Origin of the sequence: Streptomyces cinereospinus (assembly GCF_042430725.1) — a bacterium.
Lineage (GTDB): Bacteria > Actinomycetota > Actinomycetes > Streptomycetales > Streptomycetaceae > Streptomyces > Streptomyces cinereospinus.
Map to the genome: position 1 here is coordinate 20,489 of NZ_JBHMCY010000029.1, position 20,746 is coordinate 41,234.

At 73.9% G+C, this 20,746-nt stretch carries 19 protein-coding genes; 3 read left to right on the top strand and 16 right to left on the bottom strand.

Annotated features, from left to right (window positions below):
- Positions 1 to 31: 31 nt before the first annotated feature.
- Together ACFF45_RS16830 and leuA are read right to left on the bottom strand one after the other, a co-directional pair.
- Complete coding sequence (locus ACFF45_RS16830) at positions 32 to 727, bottom strand: tellurite resistance TerB family protein (protein WP_381346860.1); 696 nt, start codon at positions 725 to 727, stop codon at positions 32 to 34.
- A gap of 172 nt (positions 728 to 899) precedes the next feature.
- Positions 900 to 2,621, bottom strand: a complete 1,722-nt coding sequence (gene leuA / locus ACFF45_RS16835) for a 2-isopropylmalate synthase (RefSeq protein WP_381346861.1) — start codon at positions 2,619 to 2,621, stop codon at positions 900 to 902.
- 367 nt (positions 2,622 to 2,988) lie between these two features.
- On the opposite strand from leuA, the gene ACFF45_RS16840 reads away from it, so the two are divergent.
- Both ACFF45_RS16840 and ACFF45_RS16845 read left to right on the top strand, forming a co-directional pair.
- Positions 2,989 to 4,044 (top strand): M4 family metallopeptidase, encoded by a 1,056-nt coding sequence (locus ACFF45_RS16840; protein WP_381346862.1) that lies wholly within the window; start codon positions 2,989 to 2,991, stop codon positions 4,042 to 4,044.
- 42 nt (positions 4,045 to 4,086) lie between these two features.
- Positions 4,087 to 4,353, top strand: a complete 267-nt coding sequence (locus tag ACFF45_RS16845) for a protealysin inhibitor emfourin (protein ID WP_381346863.1) — start codon at positions 4,087 to 4,089, stop codon at positions 4,351 to 4,353.
- 30 nt (positions 4,354 to 4,383) lie between these two features.
- On the opposite strand, the gene era is transcribed toward ACFF45_RS16845, so the two are convergent.
- From era to ACFF45_RS16880, 7 genes are all read right to left on the bottom strand, one after another.
- Complete coding sequence (gene era / locus ACFF45_RS16850; protein ID WP_381346864.1) at positions 4,384 to 5,337, bottom strand: GTPase Era; 954 nt, start codon at positions 5,335 to 5,337, stop codon at positions 4,384 to 4,386.
- A gap of 185 nt (positions 5,338 to 5,522) precedes the next feature.
- Complete coding sequence (locus ACFF45_RS16855; RefSeq protein WP_381346865.1) at positions 5,523 to 5,876, bottom strand: cytidine deaminase-like protein; 354 nt, start codon at positions 5,874 to 5,876, stop codon at positions 5,523 to 5,525.
- Between the two features lie 32 nt (positions 5,877 to 5,908).
- Positions 5,909 to 6,268 carry an MmcQ/YjbR family DNA-binding protein gene (locus ACFF45_RS16860; protein ID WP_381346866.1) on the bottom strand — a complete coding sequence of 120 codons (360 nt, stop codon included), beginning with the start codon at positions 6,266 to 6,268 and terminating at the stop codon, positions 5,909 to 5,911.
- Positions 6,265 to 7,572: a hemolysin family protein gene (locus ACFF45_RS16865; protein ID WP_381346867.1), complete on the bottom strand. Its 1,308-nt coding sequence runs from the start codon at positions 7,570 to 7,572 to the stop codon at positions 6,265 to 6,267. The genes ACFF45_RS16860 and ACFF45_RS16865 overlap by 4 nt, the downstream gene beginning before the upstream one ends.
- Positions 7,569 to 8,066: an rRNA maturation RNase YbeY gene (ybeY, locus tag ACFF45_RS16870; RefSeq protein ID WP_381346868.1), complete on the bottom strand. Its 498-nt coding sequence runs from the start codon at positions 8,064 to 8,066 to the stop codon at positions 7,569 to 7,571. The genes ACFF45_RS16865 and ybeY overlap by 4 nt, the downstream gene beginning before the upstream one ends.
- A 12-nt stretch (positions 8,067 to 8,078) precedes the next feature.
- Complete coding sequence (locus ACFF45_RS16875) at positions 8,079 to 9,152, bottom strand: PhoH family protein (protein ID WP_381346869.1); 1,074 nt, start codon at positions 9,150 to 9,152, stop codon at positions 8,079 to 8,081.
- A 201-nt stretch (positions 9,153 to 9,353) separates the two neighbouring features.
- Positions 9,354 to 10,508: a carbohydrate kinase family protein gene (locus tag ACFF45_RS16880; protein WP_381346870.1), complete on the bottom strand. Its 1,155-nt coding sequence runs from the start codon at positions 10,506 to 10,508 to the stop codon at positions 9,354 to 9,356.
- A 416-nt stretch (positions 10,509 to 10,924) separates the two neighbouring features.
- On the opposite strand from ACFF45_RS16880, the gene ACFF45_RS16885 reads away from it, so the two are divergent.
- Entirely contained in the window at positions 10,925 to 12,112 is a 1,188-nt protein-coding gene (locus ACFF45_RS16885) for an MFS transporter (protein WP_381346871.1), read from the top strand.
- Positions 12,113 to 12,143: 31 nt separating this feature from the next.
- On the opposite strand, the gene ACFF45_RS16890 is transcribed toward ACFF45_RS16885, so the two are convergent.
- From ACFF45_RS16890 to ACFF45_RS16920, 7 genes are all read right to left on the bottom strand, one after another.
- Positions 12,144 to 13,133: an adenosine deaminase gene (locus ACFF45_RS16890; RefSeq protein WP_381346872.1), complete on the bottom strand. Its 990-nt coding sequence runs from the start codon at positions 13,131 to 13,133 to the stop codon at positions 12,144 to 12,146.
- A 20-nt stretch (positions 13,134 to 13,153) separates the two neighbouring features.
- Positions 13,154 to 14,059, bottom strand: coding sequence for a ribonuclease Z (locus tag ACFF45_RS16895; RefSeq protein ID WP_381346873.1), 906 nt, complete (start codon positions 14,057 to 14,059; stop codon positions 13,154 to 13,156).
- Positions 14,060 to 14,065: 6 nt separating this feature from the next.
- Positions 14,066 to 14,419 carry a histidine triad nucleotide-binding protein gene (locus ACFF45_RS16900; protein ID WP_381346874.1) on the bottom strand — a complete coding sequence of 118 codons (354 nt, stop codon included), beginning with the start codon at positions 14,417 to 14,419 and terminating at the stop codon, positions 14,066 to 14,068.
- Between the two features lie 87 nt (positions 14,420 to 14,506).
- Positions 14,507 to 17,722 (bottom strand): S41 family peptidase, encoded by a 3,216-nt coding sequence (locus ACFF45_RS16905; protein ID WP_381346875.1) that lies wholly within the window; start codon positions 17,720 to 17,722, stop codon positions 14,507 to 14,509.
- Between the two features lie 45 nt (positions 17,723 to 17,767).
- The gene (locus ACFF45_RS16910; RefSeq protein ID WP_381346876.1) at positions 17,768 to 18,304 is read right to left on the bottom strand and encodes a hypothetical protein; all 537 of its coding nucleotides are present in this window, start codon (positions 18,302 to 18,304) and stop codon (positions 17,768 to 17,770) included.
- Between the two features lie 287 nt (positions 18,305 to 18,591).
- A complete protein-coding gene (locus ACFF45_RS16915; RefSeq protein ID WP_381346877.1) occupies positions 18,592 to 19,332 on the bottom strand; it encodes a 16S rRNA (uracil(1498)-N(3))-methyltransferase in 741 nt (246 codons plus the stop codon).
- Complete coding sequence (locus ACFF45_RS16920) at positions 19,329 to 20,402, bottom strand: nitronate monooxygenase (protein WP_381346878.1); 1,074 nt, start codon at positions 20,400 to 20,402, stop codon at positions 19,329 to 19,331. Before ACFF45_RS16920 ends, ACFF45_RS16915 begins: the two co-directional genes overlap by 4 nt.
- Positions 20,403 to 20,746: the final 344 nt, after the last annotated feature.

Sequence of the window (20,746 nt, forward strand, 5' to 3'; positions counted from 1 at the left end):
CGGATCGCCGTCCGCGGAGTGTCGCGACGGGTCAGGAGGGCGTCCGGGCCGTCGCCAGCAGGCGGGTCACCTCGTCCGAGGTGATGGTCAGGGCGGCCCCCACGGTGGCCAGGACCTCGCGTTCGGCGGCGGTGTAGGGGCCGTCCGCGAGGGCGATGCGGGCGCCCTGGAGGAGGATCGACTCGCGGCCGGCCGGCGCGAGGTGCGGGGCGAGCGGGTCGAGGGCCTCGTGCAGCTCTATGGCCAGGCCCGGGCCGCAGGGCGCGCCGAAGACCCGGCCGGTGTCCGCGGCCAGCGCCTCGACGAGGGCGTCGAGCTGGTCCTCCGTGCAGCCCTCGAAGCCGGCCTCGCGGACCGCGCCGGCGGCCGCGGTGAGCGACGGGCGGGTGCGGGTGCCGCCCGTGGCCAGCACCGCGAGGGCGACGGTGTGCACCGCGTCGCGCAGCATCGCGGAGAAACGGGTGGTGGTGGGGTGGTCCAGCACGTCGGTACCGAAGTGCCGGCGGCAGGCCGCGCACTCCACGACGGGTCCGGTGTCGCCGCGCGGCAGCACGGGCAGGCCGAGCAGGGTGAAGCGGCGGCGCCCGGTCAGCCGCTGGTAGTTGCGGTCGCCCCCGCATCCGGGGCAGAAGAACTCGCCGTCGCCGACGGCCGTCCACGCGGTCCGGATGCCCAGAACGCGCGAACGCCTGGCGGCACGGCCGATTCGTCCCCGGACTGGCAGCACGTCGCACCTCCGTAACCCCACGGCAACATCGCCGCGCTGGCGTGATGTTAGCCACATTCATGAGCCCGAGTCAGTACCCCGGACGAGACCTGGCCGTGACCTGGCCGGTAAAGAACGGCGTCCCGTCCGCCGGTCTCCGGCGGACGGGACGGGAAACACCCGGTCAACGGGGTCAGCGGGCCGCCCGGTTGACGGCCGAGACGACCGCCTTCAGCGACGCACGTGTCGTGTTCGCATCGATGCCGATGCCCCACAGGACCTTGTCGCCGATCGCGCACTCGATGTACGAGGCGGCCTGCGCGGAGGCGCCCTCGCTCATCGTGTGCTCCTGGTAGTCCAGCAGCCGGACGTCGATGCCGATGCCCTGCAGCGCGTGGAAGAACGCGGAGATCGGGCCGTTGCCGGTACCGACCAGGGTCACCTCGGACCCGTCGACCTCGGCCTCGGCGGTCAGCGTGTCCACGCCGTCCTTGTCGGTGCTGGACTGGCCGTTGCGCAACTGGATGCGGCCCCAGGGGTTGTCCGGCTTCGGCAGGTACTCGTCCTCGAAGATCTCCCAGATGTCCTTCGGGGTGACCTCGCCGCCCTCGGCGTCCGTCTTCGCCTGGATGATCCTGGAGAACTCGATCTGCATCCGGCGCGGCAGGTCCAGCTTGTGCTCGTTCTTCAGCACGTAGGCCACGCCGCCCTTGCCGGACTGCGAGTTCACGCGGATGACCGCCTCGTAGGACCGGCCGACGTCCTTCGGGTCGATCGGCAGGTACGGCACCGCCCACTCGATGTCGTCGACGGTGACGCCCTTGGCCGCCGCGTCGGCCTCCATGGCGTCGAAGCCCTTCTTGATGGCGTCCTGGTGGGAGCCGGAGAAGGACGTGTAGACCAGGTCGCCCACGTACGGGTGGCGCGGGTGGACCTCCATCTGGTTGCAGTACTCCCACGTGCGACGGATCTCGTCGATGTCGGAGAAGTCGATCTGCGGGTCGACGCCCTGTGAGAACAGGTTCATGCCCAGGGTGACCAGGTCGACGTTGCCGGTGCGCTCGCCCTGCCCGAACAGGCAGCCCTCGACGCGGTCCGCGCCGGCCATCAGCGCCAGCTCGGCCGCCGCCACGGCCGTACCGCGGTCGTTGTGCGGGTGCACGGACAGGCAGACGAACTCGCGGCGCGAGAGGTTGCGGCCCATCCACTCGAACCGGTCGGCGTGGGTGGACGGCGTCGAGCGCTCCACGGTCGCCGGCAGGTTCAGGATGATCTCGCGGTCCGGGCCGGGCTGCCAGACGTCCATGACGCCCTCGCAGACCTCCAGCGCGAACTCCAGCTCGGTGTCGGTGAAGATCTCCGGGCTGTACTGGTAGCCGAACGCGGTCTCCGGGCCCAGCAGCTTCTCGGCGTACTCCATCACCAGCCGGGTGCCGTCCACGGCGATCCGCTTGATGTCGTCCCGGGAGCCGCGGAAGACGACCCGGCGGAAGACCGGCGCGGTGGCGTTGTACAGGTGCACGGTGGCGCGGCGGGCGCCCTTCAGCGACTCGACGGTCCGCTCGATCAGGTCCTCGCGGGCCTGGGTGAGGACGGAGATCGTCACGTCCTCGGGGACGGCGCCCTCGTCCTCGATGATCGACCGGACGAAGTCGAAGTCGGTCTGGCCGGAGGCCGGGAAGCCGACCTCGATCTCCTTGTAGCCCATCTTCACCAGCAGGTCGAACATCGCCCGCTTGCGCACCGGAGACATGGGGTCGATCAGGGCCTGGTTGCCGTCGCGCAGGTCGGTGGAGAGCCAGCGGGGGGCGGCGGTGATCCGGTTCTGCGGCCAGGTGCGGTCGGGGATGTCGACCTGCTCGTAGCGGCCGTACTTGTGGATGGGCAGGGAACTGGGCTGCTGGCGGTTTGCCATGGTGGCGTGGGCTCCTCGAAAGATCCGGTGAAGTCCGGTGTCCGGAAGGACGGCCGACGACGCAACGCCGAGCTCCGCGGGGAGGGAGTCGGCCTCGACTACAGGCCCTCGCCGCGGCAGCTAAGGAGAAGCAGCCCGAAACGCATGATGCCCAGCATGCTAGCCGAGCCGCTGCGGAACATGCGGCTCCGTATCACTATGCGGGATGCGGAGTCCCCCGGAGGGAGCACGGGGAACTGTGCGACCAGCCCGTCCCGACCCGCACTCTATAACACAGCGCAATCCCCCACGACCGTCACATCCCCGCATTTCACCCATCACGGTTGCAGATGGTGACACGTACCTGACTCGGTGCCATGGTGCGGTCATGACCGCGACCTTCTGCACGATCGTCCCGCCGCACGTCCTCGACCAGCTCGCCCGGTCCGGGGACCCCGCCGTCTCCGGTCCCGCCCGCCGGACCCTCCAGCGCGACGCCTACGAGCGCACCCACCGCCGCCTCACCACCGTCCTCGGCGCCCCCGCCGCCGCCCCGCCCGCCGCAGCCGCCGCGGGCACACCGCACCGCACGATCCACGACGCCCGAAACGGGACGGACCTGCCCGGCGAGAAGGTCCGCGGCGAAGGCGACGAACCCGGCCGGGACGCCACCGTCAACCGCGCCTACGCGGGTCTCGGCGCCACCTTCGAGCTGTTCCTGCGGGCCTACGGCCGCGACTCGATCGACGGCCGCGGCCTGCCCCTGGACGCGACCGTGCACTACGACGAGCGGTACAACAACGCCTTCTGGAACGGCGAGCAGATGGTCTTCGGCGACGGGGACGGGGAGATCTTCCTCGACTTCACGATCCCGGTCGACGTCATCGGCCACGAACTCGCCCACGGTGTCACCCAGTACACCGCCAACCTCACCTACTTCGGCCAGCCCGGCGCCCTCAACGAGTCCGTCTCCGACGTCTTCGGCGCGTTGATCAAGCAGTACACGCTCGGCCAGACCGCGACCGAGGCCGACTGGCTGATCGGCGCCGGCCTGCTCGCCCCGCGGGTGAGCGGAGTGGCGCTGCGCTCGATGAAGGCCCCGGGCACGGCGTACGACGACGACGTGCTCGGCAAGGACCCGCAGCCCGCGACGATGGACGACTACGTGCGCACCGGCCGCGACAACGGCGGCGTCCACATCAACTCCGGCATCCCCAACCACGCCTTCTACCTCGCCGCCACCGCCCTCGGCGGACACGCCTGGGAGCGGGCGGGGCAGATCTGGTACGACGTGCTGACCGGCGGCGAGCTGACGGAGGACGCGATGTTCGCCGAGTTCGCCACGCTGACCGTGACCGCCGCGCGGGCGCGGTTCGGCGACGGCAGCGACGAGCTGCGGGCGGTGGCGAAGGCCTGGGAGCAGGTCGGGGTGCGCACCCTGTAGTCCGGCTGCGGTCCGGGGGCGTTCCGTACTAGACAGGGAGCCATGCGTATTCAGGTGCGGCGCACGGGCGGCTTCGCGGGCATCGAGCGGTACGCCGAGGTGGACACCTCGGGGCGGCCCGACGCGCACGAGTGGCACGCCCTGGCCGAGCAGGCGCTCGCGGCGGGCCGGGGCACGGCGCCCCTCGGCGTCCCGGACGGCTTCAGCTACCGGATCACCGTGGACGGCCGGGCGGTGTACTGCGCCGACCCCCGGCTGACCGACGCGCAGCGCAGGCTGGTCTCCCGGGTGCTCGCGGAAGGGGCCTGACCCCGCCGGCGCCGGGGGCCGGCAGGCGGCTCAGAAGCCCAGCTTGCGCAGCTGCTTGGGGTCGCGCTGCCAGTCCTTGGCCACCTTCACGTGCAGGTCCAGGAAGACGGGGGTGCCGAGCAGCGCCTCGATCTGCCGGCGGGACTTGATGCCGACCTCCTTCAGGCGCTTGCCCTTGGGGCCGATGATGATGCCCTTCTGGCTGGGGCGCTCGATGTAGACGTTGGCGTGGATGTCCAGGAGCGGCTTGTCGGCGGGGCGGTCCTCACGCGGCAGCATCTCCTCGACGACGACGGCGATGGAGTGCGGCAGCTCGTCGCGCACGCCTTCCAGCGCGGCCTCCCGGATCAACTCCGCGATCATGACCTGCTCGGGCTCGTCGGTCAGGTCGCCCTCGGGGTAGAGGGCCGGGCCCTCGGGGAGGAGCGGCACGAGGAGGTCCGCCAGCAGGCCGACCTGCTTGTCCCCCACCGCCGAGACGGGCACGATCTCGGCCCACTCGAAGCCCAGCTCCTTGCCGAGCCGGTCGATCGCGATCAGCTGTTCGGCGAGCGCCTTGCTGTCGACCAGGTCCGTCTTGGTGACGACGGCGATCTTCGGGGTCTTCCTGATCCCGGCGAGCTCCTTGGCGATGAACCGGTCACCGGGGCCGATCTTCTCGTTCGCCGGCAGGCAGAAGCCGATCACGTCGACCTCGGCCCATGTGGTGCGCACCACATCGTTGAGCCGCTCGCCGAGCAGGGTGCGCGGCTTGTGCAGGCCCGGGGTGTCCACCAGGATCAGCTGGGCGTCGGGCCGGTGCACGATGCCCCGCACGGTGTGGCGGGTGGTCTGCGGCTGGTTCGCGGTGATCGCGACCTTCTGCCCGACCAGTGCGTTCGTGAGGGTGGACTTGCCCGCGTTGGGGCGGCCCACGAAGCAGGCGAAGCCGGCCCGGTGGACGCTGTCGGCCGGCTGCTCGGATGACGGGGTACGAACGCTCATGGCGCCCATTCTCCCTGATCGCCGGAGCCCCGCCGCACCGCGCTGCGGGACGGGGCGGAGGCCGGCCCCGCCCCCGGGGCCAGGGGCGCGGTGGCGGCGCCGGGCAGCGCGTGCCCGCCTGCCCGGCGCGCGGGCGCGAGGTGGGTCCGGCGGGGGTCCCGGGTCGGCGGTCCCCGCATCCGGCCTCAGCCCGCGGCGACGGTGCGCCGCACGGCCCCGTCCGGCCCGGCCACCAGCACCGGCGTGGCCGGTCCCCCGAGGTCCCGGACGGCCGCCCGGTCCTCCGCGGACGCTCCGTCCGCCTCGGTCACCACCGCCGCCGCCTCCAGCGACTTCGCGCCCGACGCCACCGCCATGGCCACCGCCGTCCGCAGGGCGCTGAGCTTCAGCGACTCCAGGTCGACGGTCCCGGCGACATACGTACGCCCCGTCTCGTCCCGTACGGCCGCCCCCTCGGGGACGCCGTTGCGGGCCCGGGCCGAGCGGGCCAGGGTGACGATCTTGCGGTCCTCGGGATCCAGCGCGTTGCTCTCGGTCATGGACCGAGCATACGGAGCGCGGGCGGCCCGGTTCAGGGGCGGTCCAGCCGGAGCCGCTCGGCCCGCGGCAGGCCGGCCACCACCAGGTCGTAGGAGTCCTCGATCAGCTCCCGCACCAGGCGGCCGGGGAGCGGGCCGTCCACCGTCACGGTGTTCCAGTGCCGCTTGTTCATGTGCCAGCCGGGGACGACCAGGCCGGGGTGGCCGGCGCGCAGGCGCACCGCGTCCTCCGGGTCGCACTTGAGGTTCACCGTGAGCGGGCGGGCGTCCAGGGCGGTCAGGGCGAACATCTTGCCCAGCACCTTGAACACCGACGTCTGCGGCCCGAACGGGAAGTCCTCCACGGCGGCCTCGAAGGACAGGCAGAAGGCGCGCAGCTGTCCGGGCGTCACTCCGGCTCCGTCTCCTCCCGCGGCGGCCCGGCGGGGGCCACCGGCTCCACCAGCACGGTCACGATCTTGTTCCGGCGCCCGGCGGCGGCCTCGGCGGTCAGCCGCAGCTCCCGGCCGTCCGGCAGCTCGACCACCGACGTCGCCCCGGCGATGGGCACCCGGCCCAGTGCCTTGGCGAGCAGCCCGCCGACCGTCTCCACGTCCTCGTCGTCGTACGACTCCAGGCCGTACAGCTCGCCGAGGTCGCCGATGTCGAGGCGGGCGGTGACCCGGTGGCGGTCCTCCCCGAGCGGCTCGACGGGCGGCAGCTCGCGGTCGTACTCGTCGGTGATCTCGCCGACGATCTCCTCCAGGATGTCCTCGATGGTGACGATCCCTGCCGTGCCGCCGTACTCGTCGATGACGACGGCGACGTGGTTGCGCTCCTTCTGCATCTCGCGCAGCAGGTCACCGGCGTTCTTGGTGTCCGGCACGAAGAAGGCGGGCCGCATGGCCGTCGACACCAGCTCGGTCTCGGCGTCCCGGCTGATGTGCGTCTTGCGGACCAGGTCCTTCAGGTAGACGATCCCGACGATGTCGTCCTCGCTGTCCCCGGTGACCGGGATGCGCGAGAAACCGGAGCGCAGCGCGAGCGTCAGGGCCTGGCGGATGGTCTTGAACCGCTCGATGACGACCAGGTCGGTGCGCGGGACCATCACCTCGCGCACGAGGGTGTCGCCCAGTTCGAAGACCGAGTGCACCATGCGGCGCTCCTCGTCCTCGATCAGGGACTCCGCCTCGGCGAGGTCGACCAGCGCGCGCAGCTCCGCCTCGGAGGCGAAGGGGCCGCGCCGGAAACCCTTGCCGGGCGTGAGGGCGTTGCCGATGAGGATCAGCAGGGAGGGCACCGGGCCCATGATCCGGGCCAGCGGGAGCAGGACGTACGCCGCCGCCGTGGCCGTGTTGAGGGGGTGCTGGCGGCCGATGGTGCGCGGGGAGACGCCGACGGCGACGTAGGAGACGAGGACCATCACCGCGATGGCGACCAGCAGGGCCTCGGCGGTGCTGGCGAACTCGTTCAGGCAGGCGTACGTGACCAGCGCGGCGGCGGCCATCTCGCAGGCGACGCGGACCAGCAGCGCCACGTTGAGGTAGCGGGTGGGGTCGGCGGCGACCTGGGCGAGCCTGGCACCGCCGCGCCGGCCGGAGCGGACCGCCTCCTCGGCGCGGAAGCTGGAGACGCGGGCGAGGCCCGCCTCCGCGCAGGCGGCGAGCCAGGCGACGACGACCAGGGCGACGGCGCCGGTGACCAGGGGGAGGCTCATGACACGGTGGGAGCCGGGGAGGGACCGGTGAGGCCCTTCTCGGCGCGCCAGCCGTCCACGATGGCCGCCTGAAGGCCGAACATCTCGGCCTTCTCGTCGGGTTCCTCGTGGTCGTACCCGAGCAGGTGCAGCACTCCGTGGACGGTGAGCAGCTGGAGCTCCTCGTCCGTGGAGTGCTGCGTCGGGGCCTCGGCCCCCTGCTTGGCGGCGACCTCCGGGCACAGCACGATGTCGCCGAGCAGCCCCTGCGGCGGCTCGTCGTCGTCCTTCGACGGCGGACGCAGCTCGTCCATCGGGAAGGACATCACGTCGGTCGGGCCGGGCAGGTCCATCCACTGGATGTGCAGCTGCTCCATGGCGTCGGCGTCCACGACGATCACCGAGAGCTCGGAGAGCGGGTGGATGCGCATCCGTGCGAGCGCGTAGCGGGCGATGTCGAGGATCGCCTGCTCGTCGACCTCGGTTCCGGACTCGTTGTTGACGTCGATCGACATGGTGGTGCTGGTCTACTTCCCCTGGGAGCCCTTGGCGCCGGTCCTGCCGCGGCCCCGGTGGGGACCGTCCTCCGCGCCGTTCTTGCTGTCGTACTTCTCGTACGCGTCGACGATACGGCCCACCAGCTTGTGCCGGACGACGTCGTGGGACGACAGCCGGGAGAAGTGGACGTCCTCGACGCCCTCCAGGATCTCCTGCACCTGGCGCAGACCGGACTTGGTGCCGCCGGGCAGGTCGACCTGGGTCACGTCACCCGTGATCACGATCTTCGAGTCGAAGCCGAGGCGGGTGAGGAACATCTTCATCTGCTCGGGGCTCGTGTTCTGGGCCTCGTCCAGGATGATGAAGGCGTCGTTGAGGGTGCGGCCGCGCATGTAGGCGAGCGGCGCGACCTCGATCGTCCCGGCGGCCATCAGACGGGGGATGGAGTCCGGGTCGATCATGTCGTGCAGCGCGTCGTAGAGCGGGCGCAGGTAGGGGTCGATCTTCTCGTAGAGCGTGCCCGGCAGGAAGCCGAGGCGCTCGCCGGCCTCGACCGCCGGACGGGTCAGGATGATGCGGTTGACCTGTTTGGACTGGAGGGCCTGCACCGCCTTGGCCATGGCGAGGTAGGTCTTGCCGGTGCCGGCGGGGCCGATGCCGAAGACGATCGTGTGCTTGTCGATCGCGTCGACGTACCGCTTCTGGTTGAGGGTCTTGGGGCGGATCGTGCGGCCGCGCGAGGACAGGATGTTCTGCGTGAGCACCTGGGCCGGGGTCTCCTCCGGGCCCTCGCCGTTCTCCGTCGCCCGGAGCATGGCGATCGAGCGTTCCACTGCGTCCTCCGTCATCGGCTGCCCGGTGCGGAGCACCAGCATCATCTCGTCGAACAGGCGCTGGACGAGGGCGACTTCCGTCGCGGGTCCGACAGCGCTGATCTCGTTGCCCCGGACGTGGATGTCGGCCGCCGGGAAGGCCTTCTCGATCACGCGCAACAGGGAGTCGCCGGACCCCAGGACGGTCACCATGGGGTGCTGGGCGGGGACGGTGAACTGTGCTCTCGCCTGCCCCTGCGCGGGGGTGTGAGCTGTGGGTGTCTGAGTCATGGGCCGGCGCTGAAGGCCTGCACGTCCTCCTCGATACGACTCGCCTGCCACGAGGGCGGCCTGGCGATTTCCAGGGTACGCCGGGGGACTGACATCGCCGTAGGCCTTTTCGGGGCCTCCGGCCCGCCGGGGTGCGGGGCCGCCGGGCGCGCGGGGGCCGGGGTGCGGGGCCGCCGGGCGCGCGGGGGCCGGGGTGCCGGGTCAGGCGGACCGGCCGAAGCCGATCGTCGGCACCGCGCGGCGCAGCGGCCAGGGGCGGGCGGTGGCGGGGATGAGGTCCTCCAGGAAGGCGTACCGGCGCAGGGCCGCGGGGTTCTGGTGGTCGTACGACTGGACCGTGCGCCACCAGGCCGCGATCTCGGACCAGCCGGGGGCCGACAGGGAGCCGCCGAAGTCCTGGACGGACAGGGCGGCCGTCAGGCCGGCGAAGGCGAGGCGGTCGGCGAGGGGCCAGCCGGCCAGGGTGCCGGTGACGAAGCCGGCCACGAAGACGTCCCCGGCGCCGGTGGGGTCCAGGGCCTCGACGGCGATCGCCGGGACCTCGGCGTCCTCGCCGGTGCGCCGGTCGACGGCGTACGCGCCGTCCGCGCCGAGGGTGACCACGGCGAGCGGGACGTGTTCGGTGAGGGCGTGCGCGGCGGCGCGGGGGCAGGTGGCGCCGGTGTAGCGCATCGCCTCCTCGGCGTTGGGCAGGAACGCCTCGCAGTGCTCCAGGTCGGCGAGGCCGGCCAGGTCCCAGGCGCCCGTGTCGTCCCAGCCGACGTCGGCGAAGATGCGGGTGCCCCGGCTCGCGGCCTGGGCGATCCAGGGGGCGCGCCGGCCGGGCACGAGCGAGGCGACGGCGGCCCGCGCGCGCGGGGGGCAGTCGGGGGCGGGCTCCTCGGGGGGCGGCTCGTGGCCGTGGGAGACCATCGTGCGCTCGCCCTCGTACGCCATGGAGACGGTGACCGGCGAGTGCCAGCCGGGCACCGTGCGCGACGGGGTGAGGTCGATGCCCTCGCCCTGCTCCAGGGCGTCCCAGCAGTAGTCGCCGTAGTGGTCGTCACCGAAGGCCGCCGCGAGGGACGTCTTCAGGCCGAGGCGGGACAGGGCGGTGGCCATGTTGGCGACGCCGCCGGGGCTGGACCCCATCCCGCGCGCCCAGGACTCGGTGCCGCGCACCGGGGCGGAGTCGAGTCCGGTGAAGATGATGTCGAGGAAGACGGTGCCGGTGAGGTAGACGTCCCAGGGCGGGTCGGCCCGGCCGCGGCGGGCGGCCAGGGGGTCCACGTGGGCGGCGTGGCAGTTCCGGCCCTCTCGCACGGTCGGTACCGCCCTGGCGGTGGGCTGCGGCCCCTCTCCGGTGGACGCGGTCACAGTGCGCTCCCTGACGTGGTGCTGACCTCGCCAGTGTGCACCACGTCACCGACCGCACCCGCGCGGTCGGGGCGGAGGGCGCCGCGTCTGGTATAGGGGCCGGCCCGCACGGACGACAGGTCACCCCGCTCGCGGTCAGGACATGCCGGAGACAGGTGGCGTCCGCGAGGTGAGCCGGCGGGACCGAGGCGGCGGCGCCGGGCGGCGGGGGCGCGGTGCACCGGCGCCGACCGGCGGAAAGGCGCGCTTCTACCCGGCCTGGCCGATACCAAACAGAAGGTGACCCAGATCACTCACCCCGGTCTCCCGTCGGCCTCCCCCGGCTTGATACAAATTGCGCGCGCGTTCCTGTCCGTCGACGGTCGTCGCCCATCTCCCCTTCCGTGCCGCTCCTTTCGCATGCCCTGGGAACGCCCGTGTCCGCCCCCCGCACCACCCCGCCCTGGCCCCTCGTCGCCCTGTTCACGGCCGGGTACCTCGCCCCCTACCTGCTGCCGACCGTCGTCGGCAGGCTGGACTCCGCACTCGACGTCTCCGCCACCGAGGCGGGCGCCATCGGCAGCGGGCTGCTGCTGAGTTCGGCGACGGCCGGCTTCCTGCTGGCCTCCCGTGTCGACCGGACCGGCCCGCGCACCCTGGCCCGGTTCGGCCTGGTGCTCGCCGTCCTCGGCTACGGCGGCGCCACCCTCACCACCGCCGTTCCCGCGGTCGTCGCCGGCGCGCTGATCGGCGGCTTCGGCTCGGGCACGGCCACCGCGGTCGCCGCCACGGGGATCGCCGCCCGCCCCGATCCGCACCGGCTGACCACGCTCGGCCTGCTCGGCGTCTCCGCCCTCGCCGGGGCGGTCTACCTGACGGTCCCGCACCTCGGCCCCGGCCACGGCCAGCCGCTGGCCGCGATCGCGCTCACCGCGCTCGCGGTCTGGCCGCTGACCGGCCGGCTCGGCGCCCGCACGCCCGCCGCCGCCGTACGCCGTCCCCGCGAGCCCCTCCCCCACCTGCGCGCCGGGCTGCTCCTCGCCGCCGCGATGCCGTGCTGGTCGATGGCCCAGAACGCCCTGTGGGGCGTCAGCGGCCGGATCGGCGTCACCCAGGCACACCTCGGCGAGGCGGCCGTCGGCGCGGTCTTCGCCGTCGCGCTCGGCGCGGGACTGCTGGGGGTGGTCGGCGCCGGCGCCCTCGGCCCCCGGCTCGGGCACGCCGCGCCCATCGGCGCCGGCACCGTGCTCATCGCCGCCTGCATCGCGCTCAGCGCCTCCGCGACCGGCCTGACCACCTTCGCGGCCGGCGAGATCGCCTGGAACACGCTCTACCCGATCGTCCTGTCGTACGTCATCGGCCTGGCCGCCTCCCTCGACCCGCGCGGCCGCTGGGCGGTCCTGGTCGGTTCGGCGTCCTCGCTGGGCACGGCGGCGGGCCCGCTGACCGGCAGCCTGCTGGCGGCGCAGGCCGGCTTCCCCGCGATGGGCATGGTCCTGGCCGCGGGGCTGCTGCTGATCGCCGTGCCGATGACGGCGGTCGCCCTCACAGCGGGCAGGCGCTCGCTCCCGGTGGTGGAGATCCCGGTGGAGACACCCGCCTACGACAGGGCGACGGCCGCGTAGGCGCCCGGCACGAGCGTCCAGTGCCGCGGCACTAGAACTCGTACGCCGCCACCTCCGCGAGGTACCGCGCCCGCCGCTCCTCGTCGTGCTCCAGGAAGGACGCGACGAAGGAGTTGCGGGCCAACTCGCGCAGCCGCTCCTCGTCCAGCCCCAGGGCCGCGCGCACGGCGTCGAAGTTGTCGCCCGCGTACCCGCCGAAGTAGGCCGGGTCGTCGGAGTTGACCGTGCACAGCAGCCCGGCGTCCAGCATGGCGGGCAGCGGGTGCTCGGTGAGGACGTCGACGGCGCGCAGCCGGACGTTGGACAGCGGGCACAGCGTCAGCGGGATCCGCTCCCGCACCAGCCGCTCCACCAGCGCCGGATCCTCCATGCAGCGCAGACCGTGGTCGACGCGCTCGACGCCGAGCACGTCGAGGGCCTCGGTGATGTACTCCGGCGGCCCCTCCTCCCCGGCGTGCGCGACCCGCCGCAGCCCGAGCGCGGCGGCGGCCTCGTACACCTCGCGGAACTTCACCGGCGGATGACCGGCCTCCGCGGAGTCCAGCCCCACCCCGGTGATCCGGTCCAGGTACGGCTCGGCCGCGTCCAGCGTCGCCATCGCCGACTCGGCGGACTCGTCCCGCAGGAAGCACATGATCAGCTGGGTGGAGACGCCGTGCGCGCGCTCGCTGTGCTCCAGCGCCCGCCACAGGCCCTCGACCACGGTCCCCATGCCGACGCCCCGGGCGAGGTGCGCCTGCGGGTCGAAGAAGATCTCCGCGTGCCGCACGCCCTGCGCGGCGGCCCGGGCCAGGTAGGCGTTCGCGAGGTCCGCGAAGTCCCGCTCGGTGCGCAGCACGGCCATGAGGTCGTAGTACAGGTCGAGGAAGGACTGGAGGTCCTCGAACCGGTACGCCGTGCGCAGTGCCCCGGTGTCCGCGTAGGGCAGCCGGACACCGTTGCGCGCGGCGAGCTCGAACGCGAGCTCCGGCTCCAGGGTGCCTTCGATATGGAGGTGCAGTTCCGCTTTGGGGAGGGGCATCAGTTCATCGTACGGGCGTTTCACCGACGTTTCGGAACCGGCACCCTCTGCAGGTCGTGCGCCACGCTCAGCTCCCCGGCGAACCCGGCTGCCCGCGCCTGCCGCTCGAACTCGTCCGGATCGGTATAGCGCTGGCTGAAGTGGGTGAGCACCAGGTGCCGTACGCCGGCCTGGCCGGCCACCCGCGCCGCCTGCCCGGCCGTCAGGTGGCCGTACTCCGCCGCGAGCGCCTCGTCCTCGTCCAGGAACGTCGACTCGATCACCAGCAGGTCGCAGCCCTCGGCCAGCGCGTGCACGCCGTCGCACAGCCGGGTGTCCATGACGAACGCGAACCGCTGTCCGCGCCGCACCTCACTGACCTCTTCGAGGGCGACCCCGCCGAGGGTTCCCTCCCGCTGGATCCGCCCGACGTCGGGGCCCTGGATGCCGGCCGCGGCGAGCCGCTCGGGCAGCATGCGGCGCCCGTCCGGCTCGACAAGGCGGTAGCCGTAGGACTCCACGGGGTGGGAGAGCCTGCGGGCCTCCAGCGTGTAGCTCTCCGACACGGCGAGCACCCCGTCGCGGTCCACCGGGGACTGCGTGAGCCGGACGGTCTCGCGGTAGGCGGTGGCGTACCGCAGCCGGTCGAAGAAGCGCTGCCCGGAGCGCGGGTAGTGGGCGGTGACCGGGTGCGGCACCTGGTCGAGGTTGATGCGCTGGATGACCCCGGCCAGGCCCAGCGAGTGGTCTCCGTGGAAGTGGGTGACGCAGATGCGGTTCAGGTCGTGCGCGGCGACCCCGGCGCGCAGCATCTGGCGCTGGGTGCCCTCGCCGGGGTCGAAGAGGATGCCCTCGCCGTCCCAGCGCAGCAGGTAGCCGTTGTGGTTGCGGTGCCGGGTCGGGACCTGGCTGGCGGTGCCGAGGACCACCAGTTCACGGACGGACAACGCGGCTTACCCCGGGGGCCATTCGAGACCGCGGCCGCCCAGGACGTGCGCGTGGGCGTGCCAGACGGTCTGGCCGGCGCCGCTGCCGGTGTTGAAGACGATGCGGTAGCTCTCCAGCTTCTCCTCGCCGGCGACCGCCTGCGTCTCGCGCAGGACGTCGGCGGCGACCGCCGGTTCGGCGGCGGCGAGGGCGGCGGCGTCCCGGTGGTGCGCCTTGGGGATCACCAGGACGTGGGTGGGCGCCTGGGGGTTTATGTCCCGGAAGGCGACGGTCGTCTCGGTCTCCCGCACGATCGTCGCCGGGATCTGCCCCGCGACGATCTTGCAGAATAGGCAGTCGTCCTGCGGCTCCCCTGCCATTTTCCCTCCGAGGTCGGTGTGTTGTGGGGGCATCGTATCGTCGCCGGGTGCGGGCCATCGGGAGGGCTGGTCGCCCCCCGCGGGGCACTAGGCCGGCAGACCCGGCGGGGTCTTCGCGGGGCTGTCCTCCAGGGCCTCCAGGGCGAGCCGCATCGCCTCGTCCAGTTGGGGGTCCCGGCCCGCCGCGTGGTCCTGCGGGCGCTGGACGACCTCCACGTCCGGGTCCACGCCGTGGTTCTCCACGCCCCACTCGTAACCCTCCAGCCAGAAGGCGTACTTCGGCTGGGTGATCAGGGTGCCGTCCACCAGCCGGTAGCGGCTGTCGACGCCGATCACGCCGCCCCACGTGCGCACCCCGACCACCGGGCCGAGCCCCAGCGCCCTGATCGCCGCGTTGACGATGTCGCCGTCCGACCCGGAGAACTCGTTGGCGACGGCGACGACCGGCCCGCGCGGCGCGTCCTGCGGATAGCTGTACGGCCGCATCCCGCGCGGCACCGCCCAGCCGACGATCCGCCGGGCCAGCTTCTCCACCACCAGCTGCGAGGTGTGCCCGCCCCGGTTCTCCCGGACGTCCACGACGAGCCCCTCCCGGGCCACCTCCACCCGCAGGTCCCGGTGGATCTGCGCCCAGCCCGGCGCCTGCATGTCCGGCACGTGGAGGTAGCCGAGCCGCCCGCCGGACCGCTCGTGCACGTACGCCCGCCGGTCCGCGACCCACGCGTGGTAGCGCAGCGGCTCCTCGTCGCCGACCGGTACGACGACGGCGTGCCGCACCTCGCCCCCGCCGGACGGCGAGACGGTCAGCTCGACCGGCTTGTCCGCCGTACCGACGAGCAGCGGACCCGGGCCGGTCACGGGATCCACCGCCCGGCCGGCCACCGCCACGATCGCGTCCCCGGCGCGCACCGCGACGCCGGGGGCGGCCAGGGGCGAGCGGGCGTCGGGGTCGGAGGTCTCCGCGGGCAGGACCCGGTCGATGCGCCAGCTGCCGTCGGGGTGGCGGGAGATGTCCGCGCCGAGCAGTCCCTGCCGGTCGCCGCCCCCGTGGCCGCCGCGCGGGATGACGTAGGCGTGCGAGGTGCCCAGCTCGCCCTGCACCTCCCACAGGAGGTCCACCAGGTCGTCGTGGGTGGCGACCCGGTCGAGGACCGGCCGGTAGCGGTCCAGGACGCCGTCCCAGTCGACGCCGCTCATGTCCGCGCGCCAGAAGTGGTCGCGCATGATGCGGCCGGTCTCGTCGTACATCTGCCGCCACTCGGCCGCCGGGTCGACCGTCTGGCGGACGCGGCCGAGGTCGACGGTGACGTTGGTGTCGCTGTCGTCGTCGCCGGAGGCGCGCCGGTCGCTCGGTACGACCTTCAGCCGGCCGTCGGTCCACAGCAGCACCCGCTTGCCGTCGCCGCTGACCTCGAAGTGGTCGGCGTCGGCCGCGAGGTGCTCCAGGCGCTGCTGGGCGAGGTCGTAGCGCTCCAGCTCGGTCTTGGGGTCGGGGTCGTCCGGGGTGGCCCGGGAGGAGCCGAGCACGCCCTGCACGGGGTGGCGCAGCCACAGCACGCCGTCCTTCGCGGCGCGCAGGTTGGAGTAGCGCCCGGCCTCCACCGGGAACGGCACGATCCGGTCGGCGAGCCCGTCGAGGTCGATCCGTGTCGTCGGCGTGCCCTCGCTGTCGGGGGTCTCGTCCTTGTCCGGCGTCTCGAAGGGGCGGCCGTGCCGCTGCGGGCCGAACGGGGACGGGGTGGTCGCGGCCAGCGTGATCAGGTGCGGCCGGTCGCCGACCACGAACGCCAGGTCGAAGACGTGTTCGTCGTAGACCGGGTCGAAGGAGCGGTTGGACAGGAACGCCAGGTGCTTGCCGTCGGCGGTGAAGGCGGGGGCGTAGTCCTGGAAGCGCAGCGGGGTCGCCTCGGTGACCGACAGGTCGGTGGTGTTGGCGAGTTTGAGCTGGCACAGCGGGCGCGGGCCGGGGTGGGACCAGGCGAGCCAGGCCGAGTCGGGCGAGAAGACCAGCCCGCGCACGTCGCCGTCCTCGCTGCGGTCGACCTCGCGCACCTCGCCGGTCTCCCGCTCGACCAGCAGCAGCCGACCGTCGTGCGAGGCGACCGCGGCCCGGCTGCCGTCCGGGGCCATGGCGAGCGCCAGGACCCGGCCGAGCTGCCCGGCGGCGAGCCGGCGCGGGATCGAACCCGGCGTCAGCCCGGTGGCGGGCGCGAACTCCAGGGCGTCCTCGCCCTCGGCGTCCGTCACCCACACCACCCACTCCTCGCCCTCGGCGCGGTAGGTGCGCGGCAGCCGGGCCCGCACGCCGGGTTCGGCGGCCAGCGCGCGGGCGGGGCCGGAGCGGTGGGTGACCCAGTGCACCCCGCCGCGCACGGCGACCGCGCTGCCGCGCGCGGTGTGGTCGGGCGAGGCGGAGCCGAACCAGCGGGAGGCGTTCACCGGAAACGGCTGCCGGTCGGCGCGCTGCCCGCCGAGCCGGACGTCCAGGCGGCGCGGCTCGGCCCCGTCGAGGTCGTCCAGCAGCCACAGTTCACCGGCCGAGCAGTACACCACCCGGGTGCCGTCGCTCGCCGCGTGCCGGGCGTAGAAGCCGTCGAGCGGCGTGTGCCGCCGCAGGTCCGAACCGTCGGCGAGGGAGGAGTACAGGGCGCCGGTGCCCTCGTGGTCGGAGAGGAAGGCGATGCGGTCGCCGACCCAGGCCGGGTGCTCGACGTTGCCGTCCAGTTCCTCGTGCAGCCGGACGAACTCGCCGGGGACCTCCCCGTCGGGGGCGGACCGGTCGATCCACAGCTTGCCCGCCGTGCCGCCCCGGTACCGCTTCCAGGCGGCGGCCTCGCGGCCCATCGGCGCGGACAGCAGCACGGTGTGCGGGCCGTACGCGACCCCGCCGACGGGGCCGTACGGGAGCCGGGTCGCGGGGCCGCCGTCGAGCGGGACGGCGTGCGCCCAGGTGCGGCGGAGGGTGGCCTGGCCGTGGCTGGTGAGGGCGAGGACCTGCCCGTCGGGGGTCCAGCCGCGCACCCGCGTCGTCCAGCTGCCCCAGTGGGTCAGGCGTCTGGCGGGGCCGCCGTCGACGGGTGCGACGTGCACCTCGGGGGCGCCGTCACGGGTGGAGGTCCAGGCGACGGTGGTGCCGTCGGGCGAGACACGCGGCTGGGTCACCGGCACGTTGTCGGCGCTGACCCGCCAGGCGCGTCCGCCGCCGAGCGGCGCGAGCCAGACGTCGTCCTCGGCGGTAAAGGCCACCAACTCGCCCTGGACGTGCGGAAACCGGAGATACGCGGGCACTGCGGACTGGGTCACCGGATCACCCTACGCAGGCGCGGCGCCCGCGCACAGGGGTTTGGATCACTTGCCTTCGGGCCCGCACGTCGCAGCGCTGCGGCAGTGGACGGTCTCGGTGACGGTCACCGTCGTGGTGGGGCCGGCGCCGGGCGGGGCGTCGACGTGCGGGGCCGAGGTGGCGCCGCAGTCGCCCAGCCCGCTGACCCGGAACCACTCCGTGCCGCCGGCCCTCGCGGTGAGGTCGCCGCGCACACAGGCGCCAGCGACCGCCCGGGTCACCGTGCCGTTGACGGCGATGGCCCGGCCGTCGGAGGTCTCGCCCTCGCAGTCGACGTCCGCGACGGTCCGGACGCTCGCGGTCGGCGACGCCGGCCCGCCGCGCCCGCCGATCCCGGCGGTGCAGCTGAGCCACCGCACGTCGGCCCGGCGCCCCTCCAGCTCGCGGGTGACCAGCTCGTCGGTCGTGCAGGCCACGGTCACGGAGCTCATCGCCCCCGGCTCGCAGGCCACCAGCCCGGCCGGACCGGCCACCACGACCACCGTCGCACCCGTCGCCCGCCGTCCGCGCGGACGGCCCCGCACCCACCGCGCCGCCCCCACGGAAGCAGCCTGCCGCCGGCCCGGCCGTCGCGCAGCTCGCGGGTGACCAGCTCGCCGGTCGGGCAGGCCACGGTCACGGAGCTCATCGCCCCCGGCTCGCAGGCCACCAGCCCGGCCGGACCGGCCACCACGACCACCGTCGCACCCGTCGCCCGCCGTCCGCGCGGACGGCCCCGCACCCACCGCGCCGCCCCCACGGAAGCAGCCTGCCGCCGGCCCGGCCGTCGCGGTAGGGCGCGGACGGCCACCCGCCGCCGGGCGGCGGCGTCACTCCTCCCGGCGCGGGATCAGGACCAGCGTCCGGTTCGGCCGAGCAGCAGGGCCGCCGCCGCGGTGCCGGCCGTGGAGGTGCGCAGCACGGTCGGCCCCAGGCGGTAGGCGCGCGCCCCGGCCTGGGCGAAGAGGGACAACTCCTCCGGGGACACGCCCCCTTCCGGGCCGACGACCAGCACGATCTCGCCCTCGGTGGGCAGTTCGGCCGCGGCCAGCGGCTCGTCGCCGCTCTCGTGCAGGACGGCGGCGAAGTCGGCCCCCGCGAGCAGTTCGGCGACCTGCCTGCCCGTCGCCGCGTCCGCGACCTCGGGGAAGCGCACGCGCCGGGACTGCTTGCCGGCCTCCCGGGCGGTGGCGCGCCACTTGGCGAGGGCCTTGCCGCCGCGCTCGCCCTTCCACTGCGTGACGCAGCGGGCCGCGGCCCACGGCACGATCGCGTCGACCCCGACCTCGGTCATGGTCTCCACGGCCAGCTCGCCGCGGTCGCCCTTGGGCAGGGCCTGGACGACGGTGACGCGCGGTTCGGGCGCCGGTTCCTCGGACGTCGAGTCCATGTGGACGATCAGCCGGTCCTTGCCCTCGGTGTCCACCACCACGCACTCCGCCCAGCGCCCGGCCCCGTCGGTGAGGACCACGTCCTCGCCCGGCCGCAGCCGCTTCACGGAGACCGCGTGCCGGCCCTCGGGCCCGTCGAGGACGTACCGTCCGCCGCCGCCCGCGCGGAAGTGCTCGACGACGAAGACCGGCGCGGTCATCCGGCGCCCCCGGAGGACAGCGCCGCCCGGGCGGCGTCCAGTTCGGCGGCCAGCACCTCCACCAGCTGCCCGGCGGGCAGCTCGCGCGCCATCCGGTGGCCCTGGCCCGCCCACAGCGCCATGCCCTGCGCGTCGCCCGCCTTCGCGGCGGCCTTGCGGATCGGTGAGGTGAGGTGGTGGACCTCCGGGTAGGCGGCGGGGGCGTACGGGCCGTGCTCGCGCAGGAACCGGTTGACCAGGCCGCGGGCCGGGCGGCCGGAGAAGGCGCGGGTGAGCTCCGTGCGGGCGAAGAGCGGGTCGGTCAGCGCCCGCTTGTGCACGGCGCTGGCGCCGGACTCGGGCGTGGCGACGAACGCCGTGCCGAGCTGGGCCGCGGCCGCGCCGGCCGCCAGCACGGCGGCGATCTGGCCGCCGCGCATGACGCCGCCGGCGGCGACGAGCGGCAGGCCCACCGCCTCGCGGACCTGGCCCAGCAGGGACAGCAGCCCGATGGCCGAGCCGTCGTTCTCGGGGACGTCCCGGTGCGTGCCCTGGTGGCCGCCGGCCTCGGCGCCCTGGACGATCACCCCGTCCGCGCCGGCCTGCTCCACGGCCAGCGCCTCGTCGGCGGTGGTGGCGGTGACCAGGGTGAGGGTGCCGGCCCGGCGCAGGGCGTCGAGGACGTCGCGGGACGGGACGCCGAAGTGGAAGGAGACCACCGGCACCGGGTCGTCGAGCAGCACCGCCAGTTTGGCGTCGTAGCCGTCGTCCCGGCCGCTGTCGGGGTCGCCGAGCTCGGCCTCGTACCAGGCGGCCTCGCCGGCCAGCTGGTGGGCGTAGACGTCCACGGCGGCGGGCTCGGCCTGTTCGGGCTGCGGCATGAACAGGTTCACGCCGAAGGGGCGGCCGGTCAGCCCCCGCAACTGCTGGATCTCCTGGTACATGCCGTCGGCCGTCTTGTAACCGGCCGCGAGGAAGCCGAGGCCGCCGGCCTCGGACACGGCCGCGGCGAGCTGCGGCACGGAGACGCCGCCCGCCATGGGGGCCTGCACGATCGGAAGCGGGACGAGATCGGTCAGCGCGGAGGACATGACGGCATGGTGTCACGTCCTTCGGACGAGTCCGAACCCGGCCTGACCTCCGGCATGTACCGGCGGCACCCCCTCCCGGCCGGGTGCCGCCCCGCCGGGCGGGGGACGGCACGGGCGGGCCCGTCCCGCGTCGACGCCGGGCGCGCCCGCACCGGCTGCCGCGCCCGTTGAACGCGTCCTTCAACCGCGAGAACACCCCTCGCTGACCGGACTGACCCTGCCTGCCCGGAGGACACCCCCCGGACCCCCGGCCACAGTCCGGCACACCCACGACTCGCGCCGTCAGCGCCCGTTGAACGCGTCCTTCAACCGCGAGAACACCCCTCGCTGACCGGACTGACCCT

Bases quoted from the DNA above. Each gene is read 5' to 3' on its own strand.
- leuA (WP_381346861.1), bottom strand. From the start codon at position 2,621: ATGGCAAACCGCCAGCAGCCCAGTTCCCTGCCCATCCACAAGTACGGC.
- ACFF45_RS16840 (WP_381346862.1), top strand. From the start codon at position 2,989: ATGACCGCGACCTTCTGCACGATCGTCCCGCCGCACGTCCTCGACCAG.
- ACFF45_RS16845 (WP_381346863.1), top strand. From the start codon at position 4,087: ATGCGTATTCAGGTGCGGCGCACGGGCGGCTTCGCGGGCATCGAGCGG.
- era (WP_381346864.1), bottom strand. From the start codon at position 5,337: ATGAGCGTTCGTACCCCGTCATCCGAGCAGCCGGCCGACAGCGTCCAC.
- ACFF45_RS16855 (WP_381346865.1), bottom strand. From the start codon at position 5,876: ATGACCGAGAGCAACGCGCTGGATCCCGAGGACCGCAAGATCGTCACC.
- ACFF45_RS16865 (WP_381346867.1), bottom strand. From the start codon at position 7,572: ATGAGCCTCCCCCTGGTCACCGGCGCCGTCGCCCTGGTCGTCGTCGCC.
- ybeY (WP_381346868.1), bottom strand. From the start codon at position 8,066: ATGTCGATCGACGTCAACAACGAGTCCGGAACCGAGGTCGACGAGCAG.
- ACFF45_RS16875 (WP_381346869.1), bottom strand. From the start codon at position 9,152: ATGACTCAGACACCCACAGCTCACACCCCCGCGCAGGGGCAGGCGAGA.
- ACFF45_RS16890 (WP_381346872.1), bottom strand. From the start codon at position 13,133: ATGCCCCTCCCCAAAGCGGAACTGCACCTCCATATCGAAGGCACCCTG.
- ACFF45_RS16900 (WP_381346874.1), bottom strand. From the start codon at position 14,419: ATGGCAGGGGAGCCGCAGGACGACTGCCTATTCTGCAAGATCGTCGCG.
- ACFF45_RS16915 (WP_381346877.1), bottom strand. From the start codon at position 19,332: ATGACCGCGCCGGTCTTCGTCGTCGAGCACTTCCGCGCGGGCGGCGGC.
- ACFF45_RS16920 (WP_381346878.1), bottom strand. From the start codon at position 20,402: ATGTCCTCCGCGCTGACCGATCTCGTCCCGCTTCCGATCGTGCAGGCC.